Annotated in this window: 16 protein-coding genes; 6 read left to right on the top strand and 10 right to left on the bottom strand. The window is 43.2% G+C overall.

Going from position 1 to position 19,443, the window contains the following annotated elements:
• Positions 1-110 precede the first annotated feature (110 nt).
• Both AC5GD6_RS03525 and AC5GD6_RS03520 read left to right on the top strand, forming a co-directional pair.
• Positions 111-1,931 carry a hypothetical protein gene (locus tag AC5GD6_RS03525; protein WP_491846249.1) on the top strand — a complete coding sequence of 607 codons (1,821 nt, stop codon included), beginning with the start codon at positions 111-113 and terminating at the stop codon, positions 1,929-1,931.
• A gap of 378 nt (positions 1,932-2,309) precedes the next feature.
• A complete protein-coding gene (locus tag AC5GD6_RS03520; protein ID WP_491846248.1) occupies positions 2,310-3,710 on the top strand; it encodes an MFS transporter in 1,401 nt (466 codons plus the stop codon).
• 53 nt (positions 3,711-3,763) lie between these two features.
• Here the strand turns inward: AC5GD6_RS03520 and AC5GD6_RS03515 are convergent, their stop codons facing one another.
• Together AC5GD6_RS03515 and AC5GD6_RS03510 are read right to left on the bottom strand one after the other, a co-directional pair.
• Positions 3,764-6,232: a phosphoketolase family protein gene (locus AC5GD6_RS03515; protein ID WP_491846247.1), complete on the bottom strand. Its 2,469-nt coding sequence runs from the start codon at positions 6,230-6,232 to the stop codon at positions 3,764-3,766.
• 318 nt (positions 6,233-6,550) lie between these two features.
• Complete coding sequence (locus tag AC5GD6_RS03510) at positions 6,551-7,615, bottom strand: LacI family DNA-binding transcriptional regulator (RefSeq protein WP_491846246.1); 1,065 nt, start codon at positions 7,613-7,615, stop codon at positions 6,551-6,553.
• A gap of 347 nt (positions 7,616-7,962) precedes the next feature.
• Between AC5GD6_RS03510 and AC5GD6_RS03505 the strand changes: the two genes are divergently transcribed.
• Entirely contained in the window at positions 7,963-8,244 is a 282-nt protein-coding gene (locus AC5GD6_RS03505; RefSeq protein ID WP_303869294.1) for a type II toxin-antitoxin system RelB/DinJ family antitoxin, read from the top strand.
• A 5-nt stretch (positions 8,245-8,249) separates the two neighbouring features.
• The gene (locus AC5GD6_RS03500) at positions 8,250-8,528 is read left to right on the top strand and encodes a type II toxin-antitoxin system YafQ family toxin (protein ID WP_303869297.1); all 279 of its coding nucleotides are present in this window, start codon (positions 8,250-8,252) and stop codon (positions 8,526-8,528) included.
• On the opposite strand, the gene AC5GD6_RS03495 is transcribed toward AC5GD6_RS03500, so the two are convergent.
• Positions 8,448-8,912, bottom strand: coding sequence for an HNH endonuclease (locus AC5GD6_RS03495; RefSeq protein WP_491846245.1), 465 nt, complete (start codon positions 8,910-8,912; stop codon positions 8,448-8,450). The genes AC5GD6_RS03500 and AC5GD6_RS03495 overlap by 81 nt on opposite strands.
• Positions 8,913-8,986: 74 nt before the next feature.
• On the opposite strand from AC5GD6_RS03495, the gene AC5GD6_RS03490 reads away from it, so the two are divergent.
• On the top strand, positions 8,987-9,385 hold the full coding sequence (locus AC5GD6_RS03490) for a hypothetical protein (RefSeq protein ID WP_303869299.1): 399 nt from the start codon (positions 8,987-8,989) through the stop codon (positions 9,383-9,385).
• A 96-nt stretch (positions 9,386-9,481) separates the two neighbouring features.
• On the opposite strand, the gene AC5GD6_RS03485 is transcribed toward AC5GD6_RS03490, so the two are convergent.
• The 7 genes from AC5GD6_RS03485 to AC5GD6_RS03455 form a co-directional block, all read right to left on the bottom strand.
• Complete coding sequence (locus AC5GD6_RS03485; RefSeq protein WP_416448014.1) at positions 9,482-10,693, bottom strand: ATP-binding protein; 1,212 nt, start codon at positions 10,691-10,693, stop codon at positions 9,482-9,484.
• Between the two features lie 924 nt (positions 10,694-11,617).
• Positions 11,618-13,021, bottom strand: coding sequence for an ABC transporter ATP-binding protein (locus tag AC5GD6_RS03480; protein WP_420027491.1), 1,404 nt, complete (start codon positions 13,019-13,021; stop codon positions 11,618-11,620).
• Positions 13,018-13,698, bottom strand: a complete 681-nt coding sequence (locus AC5GD6_RS03475; protein ID WP_061102574.1) for an energy-coupling factor transporter transmembrane component T — start codon at positions 13,696-13,698, stop codon at positions 13,018-13,020. The genes AC5GD6_RS03480 and AC5GD6_RS03475 overlap by 4 nt, the downstream gene beginning before the upstream one ends.
• Entirely contained in the window at positions 13,698-14,291 is a 594-nt protein-coding gene (locus AC5GD6_RS03470) for an MptD family putative ECF transporter S component (RefSeq protein ID WP_006303432.1), read from the bottom strand. Before AC5GD6_RS03470 ends, AC5GD6_RS03475 begins: the two co-directional genes overlap by 1 nt.
• Positions 14,292-14,328: 37 nt before the next feature.
• Positions 14,329-16,047, bottom strand: coding sequence for an ABC transporter ATP-binding protein (locus tag AC5GD6_RS03465; RefSeq protein ID WP_416428719.1), 1,719 nt, complete (start codon positions 16,045-16,047; stop codon positions 14,329-14,331).
• Positions 16,025-17,785 carry an ABC transporter ATP-binding protein gene (locus AC5GD6_RS03460; protein ID WP_491846244.1) on the bottom strand — a complete coding sequence of 587 codons (1,761 nt, stop codon included), beginning with the start codon at positions 17,783-17,785 and terminating at the stop codon, positions 16,025-16,027. Before AC5GD6_RS03460 ends, AC5GD6_RS03465 begins: the two co-directional genes overlap by 23 nt.
• A gap of 127 nt (positions 17,786-17,912) precedes the next feature.
• On the bottom strand, positions 17,913-18,491 hold the full coding sequence (locus AC5GD6_RS03455; RefSeq protein WP_491846243.1) for a TetR/AcrR family transcriptional regulator: 579 nt from the start codon (positions 18,489-18,491) through the stop codon (positions 17,913-17,915).
• 631 nt (positions 18,492-19,122) lie between these two features.
• On the opposite strand from AC5GD6_RS03455, the gene AC5GD6_RS03450 reads away from it, so the two are divergent.
• A partial coding sequence (locus tag AC5GD6_RS03450; protein ID WP_491846242.1) for a hypothetical protein occupies positions 19,123-19,443 on the top strand: 321 nt, incomplete at its 3' end.

The following is a 19,443-nucleotide window of genomic DNA, read 5'->3' as shown; positions in this document are numbered from 1 at the left end:
CCATATTATTCACATGTTGAACACACACAAAAAATCCTTTAGGAAATATTTAGTTGCTCATGTAAACTATTTTTCCTAGTGTAAAGCAAACGATCCAGATAAGGATGAACATGAAAAATATACACCGAATTGGAGCAGTTATCGCAGGTTTAGCTCTTGCATATCCGGCACCGCTTGCTATGGCAGCTACTAAGAGCGCGACAGACAATCAAGCACAAGCTATCGTTGCCTCACAGACAGCACGAGCTGTTACTCAAGATGAGGTTAACCAAGCACAAAAAAAGCTTGAAGATGCCAACAATAAAGTACTGCAAACACAAAAAGAGCTTAAGGATGCTCAAGGAAAACTTGATGGTGCTCAAAAAGATTTAGCAGAAAAGCAAAAGCTTGCTCAAACTGCTGAGGAAGAAAATAAGCAACTTCCTGCGGTTGATGAAGCTGAGTTGAAAAAAGAACAGGGCGAATTAGACACGCTCAAAGCAGCACAAGAGCAGGCGAAAAACGACAAAGATGCCGCCGATAATGATGTGAAAACAAAAGAGGAAGCCCACACAGCGCTCGCAGAGAAAAAAGATAAAACCCAAAAAGACCACGAGACAACCGTAGAAGCTGGTAAAAAGCTTGCAAGTGATAAAAACGATGCGCAGGAAAAAGTAACTCAAACTACAAAAGCTTTAGAAGAAAAAGTTAAAGAGCACGAAACTAAGCTGAATAAGATTCAAGAAGAACTTGAACAAAAAACGAACGAGTTCAACGCTCTTGAGCAAGATAAAACTTCTAAAGAAACCGAACTCAAAGCAAAAGAAGCTGCGCTGCAAAAACAAGAAGACATTTCAAAAGCAAAAGATACAGAAGCAAAACAAGCCGAAGCTCAACTGCAAACATTGAATGCTAAAACGGCTGGATTAAATCAGAAAAAACAGCAAGCAGACACAAAAGTTTCTGACATAGAAAATGGTCGCGATAATACTGGTGCAAAGCTTGTGGATGCACAAAAAGAGCAGAGGCAAGCACAGCAAGCAATAGACACCAATAAGAAGGACATTCAAACACAAACACAAAAGAAAACAGATGCTGAAGAGGCAAAACGTCTGGCAGATGTAGAAGTTAATAAACTTAAGCCAAACGTTGAAAGTCTAAAAAAGGATGTCCAAACGGCTAAGTTTAAAGCCAACTTCAAGAAGGCAGTTAAACAGCAAAAAGAGACCGAGCTCACTCAAGCACAAGAAAAAGCAAATCAAGAAAAGCAGCCACTTGAAGCAGCAAAGAATAAAGCAGACGCCAAACTTGCAGACCTTGCTCAACAAGTAGAGGAAAATGCGCGTCTTGCGGCTCAACAACTTGCAGACGCAAATGAAGCAAGCACCCAAGAGGCAGAAGCCGCACGTCAGCTAGAAGAAGCTAAAACCACGGCACAGACTGCGCAAACTACGCTTGAACAAAAATCACAAGCATACAAGGATAAAAAAGACACTGTTGACGAAATGCAGGATAGATTTAAAACTAAAGCTGCTGCTCAAAAGAAAGAAGATTTTGCTAAAAAAGATGCTGTAGAAGCTCAAACAACACTTGATACGCTGAATCAAACAATAACAGCTAAAACTGCGGAACTCGAGACTGCAAAACAGGCTGCAACGCAAGCGCAAACCGCTTTTGAGCAAATTAAACAGCAGGCACAAGCTCAACAAGCACAAACTCAGCAAAACCAACAGCACCAACCAGACCAGAACGGCAAACAAAGTCAAGGCGCAGCAGATGGAAAGCATGATGGCAATAACGACAAACACACAACTAACAAGTCGTCTCAACCTAAACACATGAGCAGCTCTCCCAAAACGGCGGATGCAACTTCCATTTCGCTTGGTTTTGGTCTGCTTTCGCTTGGTATGAGTGCAATAAGCTTGGGTCTTATGAAAAAACGCAAAAAGTAATCAAATTGCTTGCTTACACACTATGCGCAACTTGTAACGCAACAATCGCTCATGGGCAGCTTTTTGGTTAATGCGATATGTAAATTTTTATCCACCCTTTGCTAGACAAAGGGTGGATTTTTATAGAAAAGATATTCAAAGCGCAGGAATCTTTTCTATCATACCCATGTATCAATCACCGCAGCAACTCTATGCACCATAACTCTTAAGAACGTGTTTGTTCGTTCAATCATGCATACCACAAACAAATATAACCACGCATATTTTCTAGCATTTTTTTGTTATATCTATGATGTGCGAATTAAACCCGCCAAACTAGAGCATTCTTAACTATGCACCTTTACCGTGTAAAGGACTTTTTAACGAAAGGATGCTCGCTTGTCTCAACAAACCTCTTCGAGTACGTTTACGCATGAGCTCAATCAATCTCACGCACATACGCATGACACCACCGCAGACTCTCAGCAAGAACCTGCAGATGAAATGAACGCACACTCTCAGCAAGAGCCCGCGGCGGCTATGAACGTAAAGCCTCACCAAGAACCTGTACAACCTAAGAGCGCAAACCATCCTCATCAATCCATTTATACGCGCGATGTAATTTTGGTTATGGCAGCATCGTTTTTCTTTATGTTTTCTACTATGCTGGTAACGCCGCTCATTAATGGCTACGCCCTTACGCTTGGCGTAAGCGCAGTTATTGCCGGAATCATTACCGGATCAATGAGCGTAGTTTCTCTTTTCTTGCGTCCTATAGCCGGAAACATTACCGACCGTTTTTCTAAGTATCGGCTATCTTGTATTGCAGGAGTGCTTATTTTTATAGGTGTTGTTGGCTATTGTATTGCTCCTAACGGATTTTGGCTTATTATCTTTAGACTTATTAACGGTGCGGGTTTTGTGCTTGCAACAGTATGTATGACTACGTGGTTAGGTTTTCTTGTTCCGCGTAATCACGTGGGCGAGGCTATGGGCTTTTACGGGCTTATGAATGCTCTTGCTATGGCAATCGCTCCTGCAGTTGGAATTTATTTTTATAAAATTATCGGCTACCGAGAAGCCCTTATGTTAGCAGCTGGTGCCGCATTCATCATGCTAATTGTTATCCAATTTGTAAGCAATCACGCATATCCTTTTGTACAACAAAAAAGCTGCGCGGACTCTACAAACGCGTGTTCTACTAAATCAAAAGCGCCGTGGAAAAACGTTAAGATCCTTCAAAAAGACGCGTTTCCTATTACGTTATTTATGATTTGTTTTTCTATACCCTACTTTGCAACGCAAGCCGATTTGGTTGAATACGTGGCGGACGCGTCACTTGAAGTATCAAGCGGTCTATTCTTTATAATATACGCAATTGCGCTGCTCATCATACGTATTGTCTTCAAAAAATACTTTGATTTAGTAAGGTTTGGCATATGGTTTTGGATAAGCACCATTGCTATGGCAGGATATTTGCTTATGATGTCGTTTATGTCTAACGACATTCTTATGAGTATTGCCGCGATTTTGTTATCAATTGGATACGGCGTTATTTATTCGGTAAACCAATCAACTGCCATGATGCTCGCTCCTCGAAGCGAACAAGGTCTTGCAAGTTCAACATTTTATATTGGTCTTGATATTGGCATGGCTACAGCACCAATGATTGGCGGTGTATTGGCAACGTGTGTTCCTCACGCACTATTTTTCCCTGCTATGCTTGTGTTATTGCCGCTTGCTTGTATGGTATATGGGTGCTATCACACGCGTTTGAATAACGCTATTAATCACGATTAACGCACCATCAGCTAAAACCGCCAGCAGCCAAAGCCCGCAACAAGCAGCGCGCTCTAATCTTGAGCCAAGCTTGGATAAGACGTAGCTGCAGGGTCATCGTAACCGTGTTCAAGGGTAAAACGATACAGTTTTTCTCGACGTGCAAGAATTTCTTGGCGCGCAGTTTCCCATAACGGTTTTGCACAGCCGTGAACCGACGCTCTTTGTGCATTAAGAATTTGTAACGCATGAGCTGCAAGCGCAAATCTATCCATCTGGTTCATATGAAGCATATCAAAAAACGTTGTTGTTGAACCTAAGTCTTGATAGCCGTGTACGTAAAAATTACTACTATGAGGACGACCCCATATGAGGCGATATATGGTTCCTACATACGCGTGAAACGCAAACAAAACGGGTTTATCGGCTGAAAAGAGCTCAGTAAACTCCTCGTCGGTAAGCGCGTCATCATTTTCTTCATGCCTTTGAAGCGCGCATAAATTAAGCACATTCACAAACTTAAAATGAACACCTTGACGGCGCAGTATATCTGCAGCTGCTAAAGTTTCGATAGTAGGAACATCACCGCAGGTTGCAAGTACCAAATCAAAGTTGCCGTGCGCGTCTGTATGCGATGCCCACGTCCATTCAAGCGCACCACGTGCAAGTTCCGAACGTGCTTCGTCAAGCGTAAGCCAAACAGGAATTTGCTGCTTTCCTGCAAATATCACATTGACGCAATCGGTGGCAGTGTAGGCTTGTTGCGCCACCGCCAACAAAAGATTGGCGTCACATGGGTAATATATATGTACAACATGCTCGTTATTACAAGATTTATTCAGAAGCGTGTCCACAATGCCTGGATCTTGATGCGTAAAGCCGTTATGTTCCTGACGCCAAACGTGAGAGGTAAGTAAAATATTGAGCGAAGAAATGGGCTTGCGCCAAGAAACCTCACGTCTTAGCGCTTCAAGCCACTTAATATGTTGGCTGATCATAGAGGCTGTAATCTGCGCAAACGCCTCATAGCTCACCCAAATTCCATGACGACCTGTAAGCACATAGCCTTCCAATAAACCTTCGCACTGGTGCTCGGAAAGTTGCTCAATAACACTACCAGTTTGCGAAAGTTCTCCGTCATTTTCGAGGTCTTTATCTTTGTCCACATACCATTGTTTTTGAGTTGCACGATAAATTGACTGAAAACGATTAGAGGCAATCTCATCGGGACCAAATACACGAAACATCTGTGGATTGTTTTGCAAAAGCTTGGCGGTATACAAACCAAGTACATACGTTGGAGAAGCACACAGCGTTCCTCGCTGCGATGTGTCAACTGCCATTTTGCAGGAATCAAGTGACGAAAGCGTAAGCGCGCGACGAATACGTCCTGCGTCTGCACAAGGGTTGGAACCTATCCGCAGGTCACCTTGTGGCAAAATACGAGTAACTTGCTTAGATAGGGTACCATCTTTTTCAAAAATCTCTTGTGGACGATACGAAGACATCCACGCACAAAAATCATCAAAATGCGTGAGCGTTTCGTCTGCCCCGGCAAATGGTACCTGATGAGAACGCCAAGAGTCTTCAAACTTTTGACCATCAATATATGTTGGACACGTCCATCCCTTTGGGGTTTTAAAAATAAGCACGGGATATGCTGGCCGCTCGTAAAAGCCCTGCTTTGCACGCTCTTTGATTGAGCAGAGCTCAGCAAAAATTTCTTCAAATAACGCTACAAAGCGTTTATGAATTGACAATGCGTCTTCTTCATCAAAACCTGCAACAAACGTATATGGACGATATCCCATACCTTTAAAATAATCATCGCGTTCCTGCAGTGAAACACGCGCCAAAATGGACGGATTTGAAATTTTGTAACCATTGAGGTGCACAATTGGCAATACGAGGCCATCAGTTTGTGGATTTATAAATTTATTGGTTTGCCAACTTGCAGCTAAAGGTCCTGTTTCGCACTCGCCGTCGCCAATAATGGGAATTGCCAACAGCGAGGGATTATCCAAAACAGCACCATACGCGTGGGAAAGAACATAGCCGAGCTCTCCCCCTTCGTGAATTGAGCCTGGCGTATGCGGACCATGGTTAGAAGGAAAGCCCAAAGGAAATGAATACGCGCGACAAAGCCGCTCCAAACCTTGCTCATTTTGAGGAATGTCGGGATACACTGCCGATAGGCTACCATCGATAAAAGCCTCTGCATTTCCTGCAGGTCCACCATGACCTGGTCCCATAAGTACAACCGTGTTTTGACCATGATCACGAATAAGCCGATTGATGTGCGCATACAAGAAATTAAGCCCGGGAATGGTTCCCCAATGCCCCATAAGCCTATGCTTTATGTCGCGTGGGCTTAAGCCGCCCTTCATCAAAGGATTGCTGAAAAGATAGATTTGACCTGCGCTTATATAATTTGCACATCGCCAATACGCGTCAAGTGACGCTATGGTTTGCGACGACGAACACTCCTGTTTACGTATGCCGAGCGGCTTATACCAAGGTGTTCCAAGCACGGGCTGAGCCAAATCTTTCCCCTCCTTTTACAACAACAAACGCTTTTAGCACCATACGCTTTTAAGCAAAAACTTAAAATTCTACTCACAAAAATAGATGCCTTGCAACAAACACCGCGCGCAAAGGCGCTGATAGTAGGTATCAATCAGCAAATGCTAAGCATCAGCCGCAAATGCACTACACAAAACAGCACACGACAGACGCAAAACCGCAGCTGTTAGACGTCACAACCGCAGCGCATTGCAACGTATGGATATATAAGAAATATTATACGTATTAGCAGACCAAGATGAGAAGTTCTCACATACGCCTCATAACAAGGGTGCCCACTACAAATTTTGAACACTTGCCTTTTCTACCAACACGGGATTAAGCATAATATCAAAAGGAGCACGTGCGGCGTCCTCATCGCATGCGTTGGCTTCATCGCATGCGTTGCTCTTATCGTGTTTGGCAACACATACCCGTTTAAGCATGGTATCAAACGACGCTTGAGCCAACTCAGAAACGTTTTGCTCAACAGAAGTTAAGGCAGGCTCAAACAGCGCGTCAGCTGCAGAGTTGTCGTAACTTACAACCGAATAATCGCGCGGAACTCGCAAGTTTGTTTGATATAAATAGCGAAGCAGTCCTAAAGCAATATTATCGCTACTTGCAAACACAGCCGTTGCACCAAGATGTGCCAACGCATGAGAGGCATTGTATGCATCTTCGATATAATATCTGCTTGGCAAAATCAAAGAATCATCAAAAGCAACACCATATTCTTGCAGCGCGCGCTTATAGCCATTAAGGCGCCTTTGACCCGTTAGGGAATCTGCGTTAATAAGCGCTGCAATGCGGCGGTGATTATGAGCAAGTAAGTAATGCGTGGCAAGATAGCCGCCTAATTCATTATTGAAGTACACCTTATCGCACGCAAGACCAGCAATAGTACGGTCAACCATAACGTAAGGAACGCTTAAGTGCAGAAGCGTTTGCTTGAACTCTTCGGTAGCAGATAGTTCATCAGAAGAAATAATAAAAATGCCATCTACGCCGCGCTGAATCAAAAGCGAAACAAGCTCGCTATCATGCGTGGAACTTTCATCTGAATTGGTGATAAACAAGGCATAACCATTTTCGCGACACTTAAGTTCAAGATGTTTAGCAAACGACGAGAAAAATCGGCTCTCAATATTAGGAACAATAAGACCCAAGGTGTGCGAGTGTTGAGTAACCAAACTCCGTGCAATTTGATTGGGTTGGTAGTGATTTTGGCGCGCAATGTCTAAAATAAGACGACGTTTTTCATCGCTTACCCGAACATCGCGGCCGTTAAGGAGCAGCGAAACCACCGTAATAGAAACGCCTGCTTGCTCGGCAATATCTTTAAGACGCAATTTCTTTGCCATAGAGTTCCCACATTCTTGGTATGCCTACCTGTTGACTTTCATGCAGTCAATTAACTCGTTTGTATAGTATAGCTGTTATAGGATAGCTTGTATATCGTCTGGGATAACACCTATACGCTATACAATACGAATTGAGTGGTCAGTATGGATAAAGATTTAGTTTGCGTTGATTCCAAAACTTAGCCGAACACGTAGCCTAACATTACAGGGCGGCGCGGACAAAAAGCAGGATGGTTTGGCACTTGGCACACATCGAGTATGTAGCACAAGAAATAGAAATTTCATCTGTTTATCGCTTGACAACGTATACCGTTCGTATCATAGTCGTATTAAAAGGAGCTGATACTATGGCAACAAGTCCTACTCAAATTCGTATTGATAGTACTGTCAAAAAAGACGCAAATGAACTGTTTAGCGAACTCGGCATCGATATGTCAAGTGCTGTAAACATTTTCTTGCGCCAGTGCATTTTGCGTGGCGGCCTTCCATTTAAAGTAGAAGTCCCAAAGTATAATGCCGAAACACTGGCTGCTATGCAAGAAGCACGCGATATCATGTCAGGTAAAATTCAGGCAACATCCTATAGCACCACAGATGAGCTTTTGAAAGCTCTCAATGCGGAGGATTAGGGCATATGCTTAAACTTCAAGCAACTTCTAAGTTTCGCAAGGACTACAAGCGGATTAAAAAGCGAGGCCTTGATATATCTTCACTTCAAGAGGTGCTTGACAAACTCTGTGCTGGGGAAACACTAGACCTAAAACACAAAGACCACGCTCTTGCTGGATCTTACCAAGGGTTTAGAGAATGTCACATTCAGCCAGACTGGCTTTTAATCTACGTTGTTAGCGAAGACGAGCTTATTCTTGTTGCTTCCCGTACGGGTAGCCATGCAGACCTGTTTAACATGTAAATGACCATCTAACTTGAGGTGGTCATTTTTGTTATGCCAGCGATCTCCACGCTTAGCATGAATTTTAGAGTGACAAGATTTGCATAGAGAAATAAGATTATTCCTCTCATGCGTTCCGCCTTCAGCAATCGGTTTAATATGATGAACCTGCTCAACAGAAACAAGCACACGGTTCTTAAAGCAAAGCTCGCAGAAAGGATGCTCTTTCACATAAGAATCCCGCACTTTCTGCCATGCTCTGCCGTAACGCTTGTGAGCATTATAAGGACGCTCGTATTTTTCGTAGCGTCTGCTCTCTTGTTTTAAGTGTTCCTCACAAAACCTGCCATCAGTTAGGTTCGGACAGCCTTGATAAGAACACGGTCTTTTAGGTTTTCTTGGCAAGACTTATCCTCCTTTCAGCAAGCTTGCGCGTATTATATAATTAGTAGGACAAAACAGTTCATGGAGTAGATGTAATGAAAAAATGTAAAACCGTAGCAAATATCCTTTGGGCATTAGGTGTTTTCTCATTACTTTTAGTGATTTTAGAAGAAAGTAACATTACGCATTTTCTTCCCATATACTTAGTCCATAAGCCTACAACTACAGAGCAAATTAACCTATCCAATACGCTAACGCTATCCATTTGCTGTATAGGCTATCTTCTTTTAGGCATATCACTAGTTCTTAAAATCGTTACCGCTACATCAACAAAGAAACTGCCTCAAACTAACAAGCCAATATATATAAAGATCATACTTATCTCATTAAAAGTAGTAGCAGTCATTTTCACACTGCTCATAATTGCCTTCTCCTTATTATTTGCTTTCTTTTCCTTCCTAATTTTAGTTGTTGATTTTAATACTCCGCAATAAGTAACTCGAAATAAGAAGGAGTTCACAGCATTAAAATGCTATGAACCCTTTTTGTCCTATAGCTCTAAAAAGGGCGACTCACCGCCGCCCTCATCGTTAATATTCTGTGCTCAATAGAAAATCTGCAATGTGCATACTCTTGATGCCTTGGTAATTGCCTCCGGCAAATTCATCGGTTCTCAAAACATACTTCGGATAGTTATCCCGGATTTCCAGCAGTCGTTCATATTCACGCTTTTCTGTTTTTTTGGATTTGATCTCCTGTGTTACCTGTACATACAACCGGTCATTCTGCTTCTTCGCCACAAAATCGACTTCACCATCCGGTGTTTTCCCAATCGTCACGGTATATCCTCGTCTGCAAAGCTCCAGATACACCACATTTTCCAGACTGGATGCGACGCTGTCCGGTGTATAGCCCAGCACGCTGTAACGCAAAGCGGTATCAGCAAGATAAAACTTCTCCTGCGTTTTCAGAATCTCCTTTCCGCGCAGGTCGTAGCGAGAGCAACGATGAAGAAGATACGCTTTCTCCAACTTTTCCAGATAGCTGTACACCGTTTCATTGTCGATAGAACGATGCTCCGATTTCAGATAATCCGAAATTGATTTTGCTGAGAAAGAATTTCCCACATTCGCAAATGTGTACCGAACCACCCTTTCCAGCTGGTCGATTTTACGAATCTGATTTCTCTTTACGATATCCGAAAAAATCGTGGAATTATAGATGTCCCGGACAATCGTATAAACCTCATCCTGTGAATACTCTTGCAGGTGTGTTGCAGGGAAGCCACCCAAGCGGATATAGTCCGCCAATTCAGCATGGATATCCTTTACCTGTGTATACTGCTTTTTGAATTCCAGATATTCCTGAAACGAAAGCGTATAGATACGGAAGGAAACATATCGTCCGGTCAGGTAAGTCGCAATTTCTGAAGACATCATTCTAGAATTGGAGCCTGTCACATAAAGGTCAACATCATAATCCGTTGCCAGGGAGTTTACTACTTTCTCCCAGCCTTCAATCTCCTGAATCTCATCCAGAAAGAGATACGTTCTCCCAGTTGGATTTAGCTTTTCTTTGACAGCCTTGAACATCTCCTTCGCTGTCATATCCTCATAATCCATGGAATCGAAACGCATACTGACAATTCGCTCAGACGGAATGCCATACTCCTGTTGCAGCTTCTCCATAATCATTTTAAGAACTGTGGATTTTCCGCAGCGGCGAACACCCGTCAACACTTTTACAAAAGGTGTGTCGGTGTATGCCACAATCTTATTGACGTAGAGCGGTCTGTTTATCATAAGAACCACCTCCATGGTGTTATGATACCGCAAGCGCATAAAAAATCAATAGGTTTTGCGATTATAAACCGCAGCTTCTATTGATTTCTACTGACTTTTTCGAATTGTGCCGAATGCCGTTTCCTTTCAGTTTCAGAGTGCTTCAGTTTAACCAAAAAGTCCAGAAAGCAGCGGCACCAAAGCCGTGCCGATCAGTGCCACGTATCGCCGCTGCGACAATAACAACAAATGGCAGCTACGGCTGGGTAGATGAGAAAAAGTATCGGTACTAGCCCCATCATATGTTTAGTACTTAGCCCCGTTCAAGATGTCCACTCCCAGAATCATGGAATTAATAAAATAAGTTTAGATCATCTAACTGTCAAGCTATTTGCCAGGCTTGTTTGCCAGGCTTGTGGGAAACAGTTATACGTCAGAAATGATAATGTCCCGAAATGGTAGAATCATGCTACTGCCTTAGCTAAACGTGGGCACGCTTCAAAAACATGCGCAATTCTGGTACACGCGCCGCAAACGCGCCGCCAAAACACACCACCAATGCTGCAATACCACTAAGACAAATATAGGCAAATAGCTGCGCTAAACTAAGAGAAACGCCTGCGTCAAAAAAAAGAGCGCATGCATGTGCAAAGCAAAAAGAACACCATACGCTGCAGGAGAAATTTTTCTAACTCTATGATACACATTTGTGCGCACAATAGAAATATACTTGAGAATCACCCCCGCGCATGCGGGAATTACCTCGGCAAATAACGGCATTGCAACCTTACAGCGCGAACACCCCCGCGCATGCGGGAATTACCTTCGCGCAAGCACTCGGGCTCGCTTTTTTCGTGGATCACCCCAGTACATGCGGAAATCACGCATAGATACCCTTATATTATGCATCTTTTCAGCGTAAAGATCACTTTTGTACTCACTTTACTATAACACTTGTTCCCTGCCCAAAAGCCCATTCGCCCTTTCCATATCCAGAACATAATCACAAGTAACATTTAAAAATTCAAAATCATGCGAAGCGATAAAAATTATTCGCTGTTCATTTCTCAACCCTCTGATGCAGTCAGAAACGGCGAGCATATTTTTGTAATCCATGCCGCTTGTCGGCTCGTCGAAAAACATAAAATCAGCCTCATCGATAATGCCAACTGCAACCGCCACCCGCTGCTTTTGACCGCCGGATAAGCTCATCGGATGCACCGTCTTATATGGCAACAAGTTCAGACTGCTCAGCACAGAATCGATTTCTGTCTCAGGTACGCGGGTATTTTTTAGCCGCAGTTCTGTTTCCACTGCCTCGGTAAACAATTGCGCATTGACATCCTGCATAACCAGATAAGAGCGGCGCAGTCTGGCCCGCTTGTTCAAAATCTGCCCTGCGTAATATACAGATTCCCGCGATTTTTTAAGCACCCCGATCAGAGCTTTCAAAAACGTTGTTTTGCCAGAGCCATTACGGCCGATAATGCCGTAAATACAATTATTTTTAAAATACAGATCTTCAAGCTCCAGCCCTGAAGTCGGAGTGAAGGCAATATTCATTTCTTTAATATATAGTTCGCCAGTTGCGGGGCAAGGCTGCAGCTTAATACTTTCCGGTTTTTTGTCGCGTAGCCCAGCCGCATGCAAGTCGTTTGAAGCAAGGCGGCTAAACTCCTCTTTAGTGTAGATTTTGGCAATCTCTCCCCCCTTAAGAAGGACTAAACGGTCGAAAAGTCCGTTCAAATAATAAAGACGATGTTCGGCAATTACTAACGCGATTTTTTCCGCGCGAAGGGTCTCGAGCATTTGCCGGAGCACGTCGATATATCGGTGATCCAAGTTGGAGGTTGGCTCATCAAGCAAAATGAATTTACAGCCAGAGATATAAGCGCTGGCCAGACACAGAACCTGTTTTTCCCCGCCGGATAGTTCAAAAATGCTGCGGTTGAGCAAAGCCTTAATCGGGAAAAGCTTGAGCAATTTGTCAAGACGGCGATCCATTTCTGCCCGCTCCAAGCCGATATTTTCCAAAAAGAACAGCAGCTCCTGGGTAGTATTAACATTAAAGAAATGGGTCTTAGGATTTTGAAAAACGCAGGCCACCAGCTCAGAAATTTGATACGTCTCCAGGGTTCCTACATCAGCGTCGTCAACGGTCACACAGCCTTTTGTCCTCGTGTTGGCGTATTTCTCGCCCAAACCGTTAATGGCATTTAAAAGTGTCGATTTACCGCTCCCACTTTCACCGGTCAGCACGACGCACTCCCCGTCCTCAATTTGTAAATTAAGGTGTTTCAGCACCGGCGTGTCACTGTAGGAAACGGTTAAGTCTTCAATTTTGATCATAGAAGCACGCCTCCCGCAAGCAGAAGCAGGGCCAAGGCGGGATAGATAAAATCGATCAGCCGGAACTTAATTGCAAAATACCTAGTTTTTTTGCCCGGAGCCTCGATGGCTTTGCACTCTGCTGCTTTTGCAATATCATCGGCGATATTCGTCGACAAAATCAACAACGGAACGAAAACATATTCAGCATATTTCAGAAAATTTTTCCGAGAAACGCCCCTTATTTTCATCGCCATTTTTATGTTGGCCTTTTCTTCCTGGAAAGATGGGAAAAAGCGGAACATGACTGCTAGTGGAATTGACACCTGCTGAGGAATTTTTAACAAACCCAAAGAGCTGATAATCGAGCTCACATCTGATGTTTTAATCAGAAGATTCCCGGCCAAATAAGGCAAAAAGAACATGCGGACGAGCAAGGCCAGACCAAGGCTCATTTTTAGCAGGGCGGGCAGCTTTTCCAAGTCGGGAAAGCTCGGCACAAGTGTCAGTACCGTATATATGAAAAAAACCTTTATGGCGTACATGCGATACCCGTTGATAAAGAAAAGCAAGCTCAAAAAAGCCGCCAGCAAAATCTCGGTATGAACCACATGAAAGACAGTGAAGCTCATGAGGATCAACACGAGAAATTTGCTGATAGGGTTAGGGTTAAGGGCTGATTCCCGATAAACGAACATTAGATAAGACCTGCCCGAATAAAGTGCTTTTTAAGAATTTTTTTGCCCAATAAAGCTCCTATCAGGCCACCGACAAAGGCGCCAAGAAAGACGAGAGCCAAGTTCGGATAGGTTATCAATTCTGCCAAGGCTGGCCCATAACTATCGCCCATCATTTTACACATTTGAAGATATTTTTCACGCGCCAAGACCATTTGACTTAGGCTACCGCCGATCCACATGGAAAAAACGGCGTAAGATAACATGTTGTATTTTAGGCTGCGGTAGTTTCCCAATTTGCGGATCAGTTCCGCGATCACAAGTATTATCGCCGCTACGACAATAACAACATACGTGTGCCCCCCAAGCAGCATAATTACGGGCATAATGAGGCCAAAAATAGCCAAAGCCATTGGTTTCGGCACTTTGGCCATGAAAAGGAGCACTAAGGGACCGCAGATAATGGCAGCTACGGCAGGGTAGATGAGAAAGAGTATCGGTACTACCCCCATCATACCGACAGCAAACATCATGACAAGGTATATGACAGCATATACCCCGATCAGGACGAGATCTTTTAATTCCAGCTTATTGCTGATTTTTTGATTATTCATAATTCCTCCTATTACATATTTTTTCGAGTGCTAACGTTTAGTACACAAAATCTTCCGCAGCCTTCGTTTTTTCAATAAGTCGGGCATAGCTTGGGGACGTTTTTAAAAGTTCATGATGGCGACCGATTTGCTCTACCCTTCCGTTATGCAAAACCACAATCTCATCCGCATTTTCAATGGACTTCATGCGGTGGGAAATAATGATTACCGTCTTTTCGGCAATCAATTTATTCAATGAGCACTGAATCTTTCTTTCGTTGTCCACATCCAAACTTGAAGCGATTTCGTCGAGGATCAGAATGGGCGCATCCTTTAAAAAGGCCCTAGCAATGGATATTCTTTGCCTTTCTCCGCCGGAAAGCTGTTCACCGTTTTCGCCAATGGTCGTGGCAAATCCGTCCTTCAGCTCATTGATAAAGTCGCAGTTGGCGAGGCGAGCCGCTTCCTTAACCTCTTCATCCGTGGCGGTTTGTCGACCGATGCGGATGTTTTCCATAATCGTGGTATTGAACAGTTTTACATCCTGAAAAACGATTGATATATTGCGATAAAGACTTTCGGTCGATACTTGCTTTATGTTTTCCCCACCGATCAAAACCTCACCCTTATCAAAATCATACAAGCGTGAAATAAGGCGCAGCAGCGTCGTTTTTCCGCAGCCGGACTCACCAACCAGAGCCGTCACCTTGCCTTGCGGTGCCGAGAAACTTACCCCGTCCAAGACTTTCTTCCGTCCATCGTAGGAAAAATCCAAATTTTTCACATCAATGTCGAACCGCGAAAATTGTGTATCCCGGCCGGGCATCACCTTAGCTTGGCGAATTTCATTGATCCGTTTGACTGCTGAATCGACATAATATATTTCCATGAAAAATTCCATATTCGCATCGACAACATCCTTTATTTTTATTGTGGCTAAAAGGTAGCCAAGCAGGTACAACAAAGAAATTTCCCCGCGCTGTAAAAGAAGCACGCCGACAAGAATAGTCAGAGCCAAAGAAAAGTAAGAAAATATCCTTGAAAACAACATTATCAGTCCATTACCACTTTCCGTTTGCCATCGAATCTTCTCTGAATCATCCAGACGGGTATAGAGCTTAGCCTTGATTTTTTCCGATATGTTGAAAGCCGTTATTTCTTTTGCTAGCTCGATACGCTCCTGAAAGGCCTCGGAATTGCGTCGCAGGCGGACATAGAACTTATCAAACAAACGTTTTGAGGTGTTTTTGGCCAATAGAATCAGCAAAAATGACAGCAAAGTCGGACCTACGGCTGCCAACGTCATCTTCCAGCTTCCCAGCAGCATCAAAATCGTCATCAACGGCATAAAAAAGGCAAAGCCGATGGCAGCTGGCACCGCATGGCTGCAAGCATGCTCGATACTCGCCACATCAGCCATGATACTCTGCGACAGATCGGACAAATCATGGGTATAGAAGTAGGACATCTCCAATTCGGATAATTTCTTCGCTATACCTATCCGTAAATTGGCTGACTCTTTATAGGTTTCGTTATATTGCAAGTCGTACTCCCGGTTCAAAAGAAAGAACATGACAACCAAGGTCAGAACCGCAGCACAAAGATAGAAACCAGTTGATCTAACATGATGCAAAAGCAGTTGATCCAGCCAAAGCATGAGTATAAATGCCGGGAAAAGGTTAATAACAAAAACAAAGAAGCTGGCTATCCCGGCTTTAAGAACCCCTTTTGCGCCTTGATCTGTAAGGGCAAAATTACGCATGAGAAATTGTTTCATCACTGACCCTCCATTCATTCGCCGCAGTATACATATTGTAAAGTTGCTTATATTTCCCTTCGCGTGCCATTAATTCGTCATGTGACCCTCTTCCGGCAATTTTGCCGTCTTCGACCAGTAAAATCTCGTCTACGCCTTTGATGGCAGACAGACGATGTGCAATCATAACCACCGTTTTGCCGTGCATCAAATGCTTAAAGGCCTTTTGCAACTCATGTTCATTATCCGGATCTACCGAGGCCGAAGCCTCATCCATAATGACAATCGGTGAATCTTTCAAAATTGCTCTGGCAATCGCCACCCGTTGCGCCTCACCGCCGGAAAGCCGAATCCCGTCGCTGCCGACGCGGGTTTGTTCATGCTGTTCCAAACTAGCCAAAAGGCTGTCCAGTCCAGCCAATGACATGGCCCGCATGATTTCATCGTGTGTAGCATTTTCCCGCGCCATGGCGACATTATTATAAATAGTGTCGCTGAATAGCTTACTGTCTTGGAAAACAAAGGAAATTTCCCTGATTAAAGCTTCCTGTGTGTATTCTTCTACTCTTTTGCCGCCAATCAAAATTTCGCCATCTTTAATGTTGTAGTAGGCACAAATAAGCTTAGCGATAGTCGATTTACCGGAACCGGAAGCCCCAACCAAGGCATAAATTTTGCCTTGATCCAGTTTGAACGAAAGATTTTCCAGAACATTTTTGTCGGCATAAGCAAAGGTTACATTTTTAAATTCAATGGAATGGTCGGCAAAAGTCGTAACGTGCCCGAATGAAATTTCATCTTCGGCCATTTGCGCGTACAATTTTTCCAGGGTGTCGACGGCATAATTCCCCTGAAACATATCCATATTTACGTACATAACCTGCATCATGGCGGCGAACATCAGGCCGGACAAGAACAAGGTCATCACCAAATCCAGTGCAAGAAGCCGTGGGTCACCCAAGGCCGATAGACAAAAAACCGTCGGAATGGTCAATATGGCCAACAACCCGAAAAATATGCACTGATAAATCACATACGGCTTTTTGCATTTCTGCGAATATTTGTAAGCGTAGTCCGAGTATTCGTGTACCAGCTTAAAAAGTTTTTTCATTGAACTGACTGAAACGCCGAAAATTTTAATAACAGAAATGCCGCGGATGTATTCTACCGTTTCCCCGGATAATTTATCCAACGCTTCCTGATAAACTTTCATGAAATCGCTGCCGCCCATCATCGACATTAAAATTGCAACCGCCACCAGCGTCAAAACGAGGATACACACTCCCACACGCACGTTGATGCTAAAACCTAAAGCAAGTATAATGACAGGCGTTAACATAGCTTTGGTATTGTCCGGTATCATATGGGCCACAATTTTGTGTGTCAAAGCGGTGTTGTCATCAATAACTTTGCGAACCGTACCCGACGGGTGAGTGTCGAAAAAACGGAAACCAGCCTTACTCAGACCCTCTACCCCACGTTTCTTGAGATTGGTTTCCAAGCGAAATCCGACACGGTGGGCCAACAAAATGGCAAAGAAGTATAGTATGTTTCCAGCTAGAATAAATGCCGCAATCTTGACGGCAAACGTTGCTGCCGCAGCCATATTCGCTTCGAGTACCAATTCCCTGAGGAAGCCGTAAATTAAATAGTACCCGTAATTAATCAGTAAACAGGATAAGACCGATCCCAAAATAGCTATGTATACCAACGGCATCATCGCCGGCACATAAGCCAATAATTTTTTATAGACTTTCATATTGCCTCCTCTGTTCTTGCCCGTTATTACTCTTTTATGTTCAATGCTTTTTCTTCGACCTCTGACCTCGGCCGTTCTAAATCTCGGCAATTCTGAGTATCGACCGTTGTAAGTCCAGACAGTTATCCTACTGCAGCAGAATCATTCGAAACATAGTTCTAATCAAGTCATGATGTTCATGTACCGTTTTAGACCCGCTCAAGATGTTCACTCCCAGAATCATGGAATTAATAAAAAAGCCGAGGAATTCCGTCCGTTCCGCTGGTACTTTGAGTTCAGGCAGATTAACATCCATTGCCGCAAATGAATCTATGGTTATACGCTCCAATTGCCCATAAATTTCCTCCAGTTTGGCATTCCTTTTTTTGGCCAACAGGAATTCGACGTAAACACTTGACAAGATAGTGGTGTCGCTTACTTTCTTAGTAAGTTCTTCGGCAATAAAATCAGTTTCCGCTGTCTTGCCCAGAGGTAACGAGCTTTTTATCACAGTGTTACGATAAGCGATACCGTCGAGCATCATGTCGTAGATAACATCAGTCGTACTTTTGTAATAATGGTAAAAACCGCCCTTAGATAAGCCGCTTTCGCGGATCAAATCTTCCATAGTTGTATGCGCGAAGCCTTTGGCCACAAAAACTCGCGCGGCTGCTTCTTTGATAGATTTTTTTCTTTCTTCGGCTGATAATCTCTTATTCCTGCCCATAAACCCTCACTACCGACTGTTGCGTCTATAAGAGGATTATAAGTTAGCTTATTCTAACTGTCAAGGTGTTTGCCAGGCTTGTGGGAAACAGTTATACGTCAGAAATGATAATGTCTTGGTATAACACAAATGAAAAGTCCCGATATGGTAGAATCATTATTCCTGAATTTACTTTATCGGAGGACTTCCTTATCACAAAGGTAATATCATCAATGAACTAACAAAAGAAATAGTCTTTACATGTCAATTCTTAAAAGCACACACCCCCTAAATCAAAAACACACACTCTTGTCTAAATAGCACACACCCCTAAAACCAAAAAAGACACCCCATAAAAAGAAAAAATCCAGCGTCAATTCACGCTGGATTTTCATTCACGTTTTTCTGTTTCGTCAGCCTACAATAAACCCTTATTTACAGTGTTCTTCTAAGCAACAACCGCCAAACTTCGTATCATTTCCTGTAGATACATCTCGGACAGCCTTGATTGATAAGAACATGGTCTTTTAGGTTTTCTTGGCAAGACTTATCCTCCCTTTCCAAGTAAGATAAATTAACGTAAAATGAGTGAAAAATAGTCTGTCTATGACAGTAGTCATCTGCTTTGCTATATAAATTTAAGGAGGTTGTAATGAAGAAATCTATGTATCAAGCTATACGATTATTCCTTTTTTCATTATTACTCCCTCTTTTAGGACTAATCCTTAACTCACTTAGATTGTTTAATCCAGAAATTGTTTATGACTCACCTGTTTTATTTATCGGTATAGCTCACGTATTTGGTTTAACAACACTTGTCCTTTACTCAATCATCGTCAATCAAAAAACACTCGAAAACTTAGGAGTTTGTAAACCCATTGCCATAGCGCTTATCGCACCAGCCATTGATTTATTGATATTACAAGAGTCTCCTCAACAATTGGGTAGTAGCTGGATTTACTTATACATTACG

The organism is Fannyhessea sp. (assembly GCF_986145555.1).
This window is presented reverse-complemented; position numbering and strand designations above follow the sequence as displayed.

Bases quoted from the DNA above. Each gene is read 5' to 3' on its own strand.
- AC5GD6_RS03525 (WP_491846249.1), top strand. From the start codon at position 111: ATGAAAAATATACACCGAATTGGAGCAGTTATCGCAGGTTTAGCTCTT.
- AC5GD6_RS03510 (WP_491846246.1), bottom strand. From the start codon at position 7,615: ATGGCAAAGAAATTGCGTCTTAAAGATATTGCCGAGCAAGCAGGCGTT.
- AC5GD6_RS03505 (WP_303869294.1), top strand. From the start codon at position 7,963: ATGGCAACAAGTCCTACTCAAATTCGTATTGATAGTACTGTCAAAAAA.
- AC5GD6_RS03500 (WP_303869297.1), top strand. From the start codon at position 8,250: ATGCTTAAACTTCAAGCAACTTCTAAGTTTCGCAAGGACTACAAGCGG.
- AC5GD6_RS03490 (WP_303869299.1), top strand. From the start codon at position 8,987: ATGAAAAAATGTAAAACCGTAGCAAATATCCTTTGGGCATTAGGTGTT.
- AC5GD6_RS03485 (WP_416448014.1), bottom strand. From the start codon at position 10,693: ATGATAAACAGACCGCTCTACGTCAATAAGATTGTGGCATACACCGAC.
- AC5GD6_RS03480 (WP_420027491.1), bottom strand. From the start codon at position 13,021: ATGATCAAAATTGAAGACTTAACCGTTTCCTACAGTGACACGCCGGTG.
- AC5GD6_RS03475 (WP_061102574.1), bottom strand. From the start codon at position 13,698: ATGTTCGTTTATCGGGAATCAGCCCTTAACCCTAACCCTATCAGCAAA.
- AC5GD6_RS03470 (WP_006303432.1), bottom strand. From the start codon at position 14,291: ATGAATAATCAAAAAATCAGCAATAAGCTGGAATTAAAAGATCTCGTC.
- AC5GD6_RS03465 (WP_416428719.1), bottom strand. From the start codon at position 16,047: ATGAAACAATTTCTCATGCGTAATTTTGCCCTTACAGATCAAGGCGCA.
- AC5GD6_RS03460 (WP_491846244.1), bottom strand. From the start codon at position 17,785: ATGAAAGTCTATAAAAAATTATTGGCTTATGTGCCGGCGATGATGCCG.
- AC5GD6_RS03455 (WP_491846243.1), bottom strand. From the start codon at position 18,491: ATGGGCAGGAATAAGAGATTATCAGCCGAAGAAAGAAAAAAATCTATC.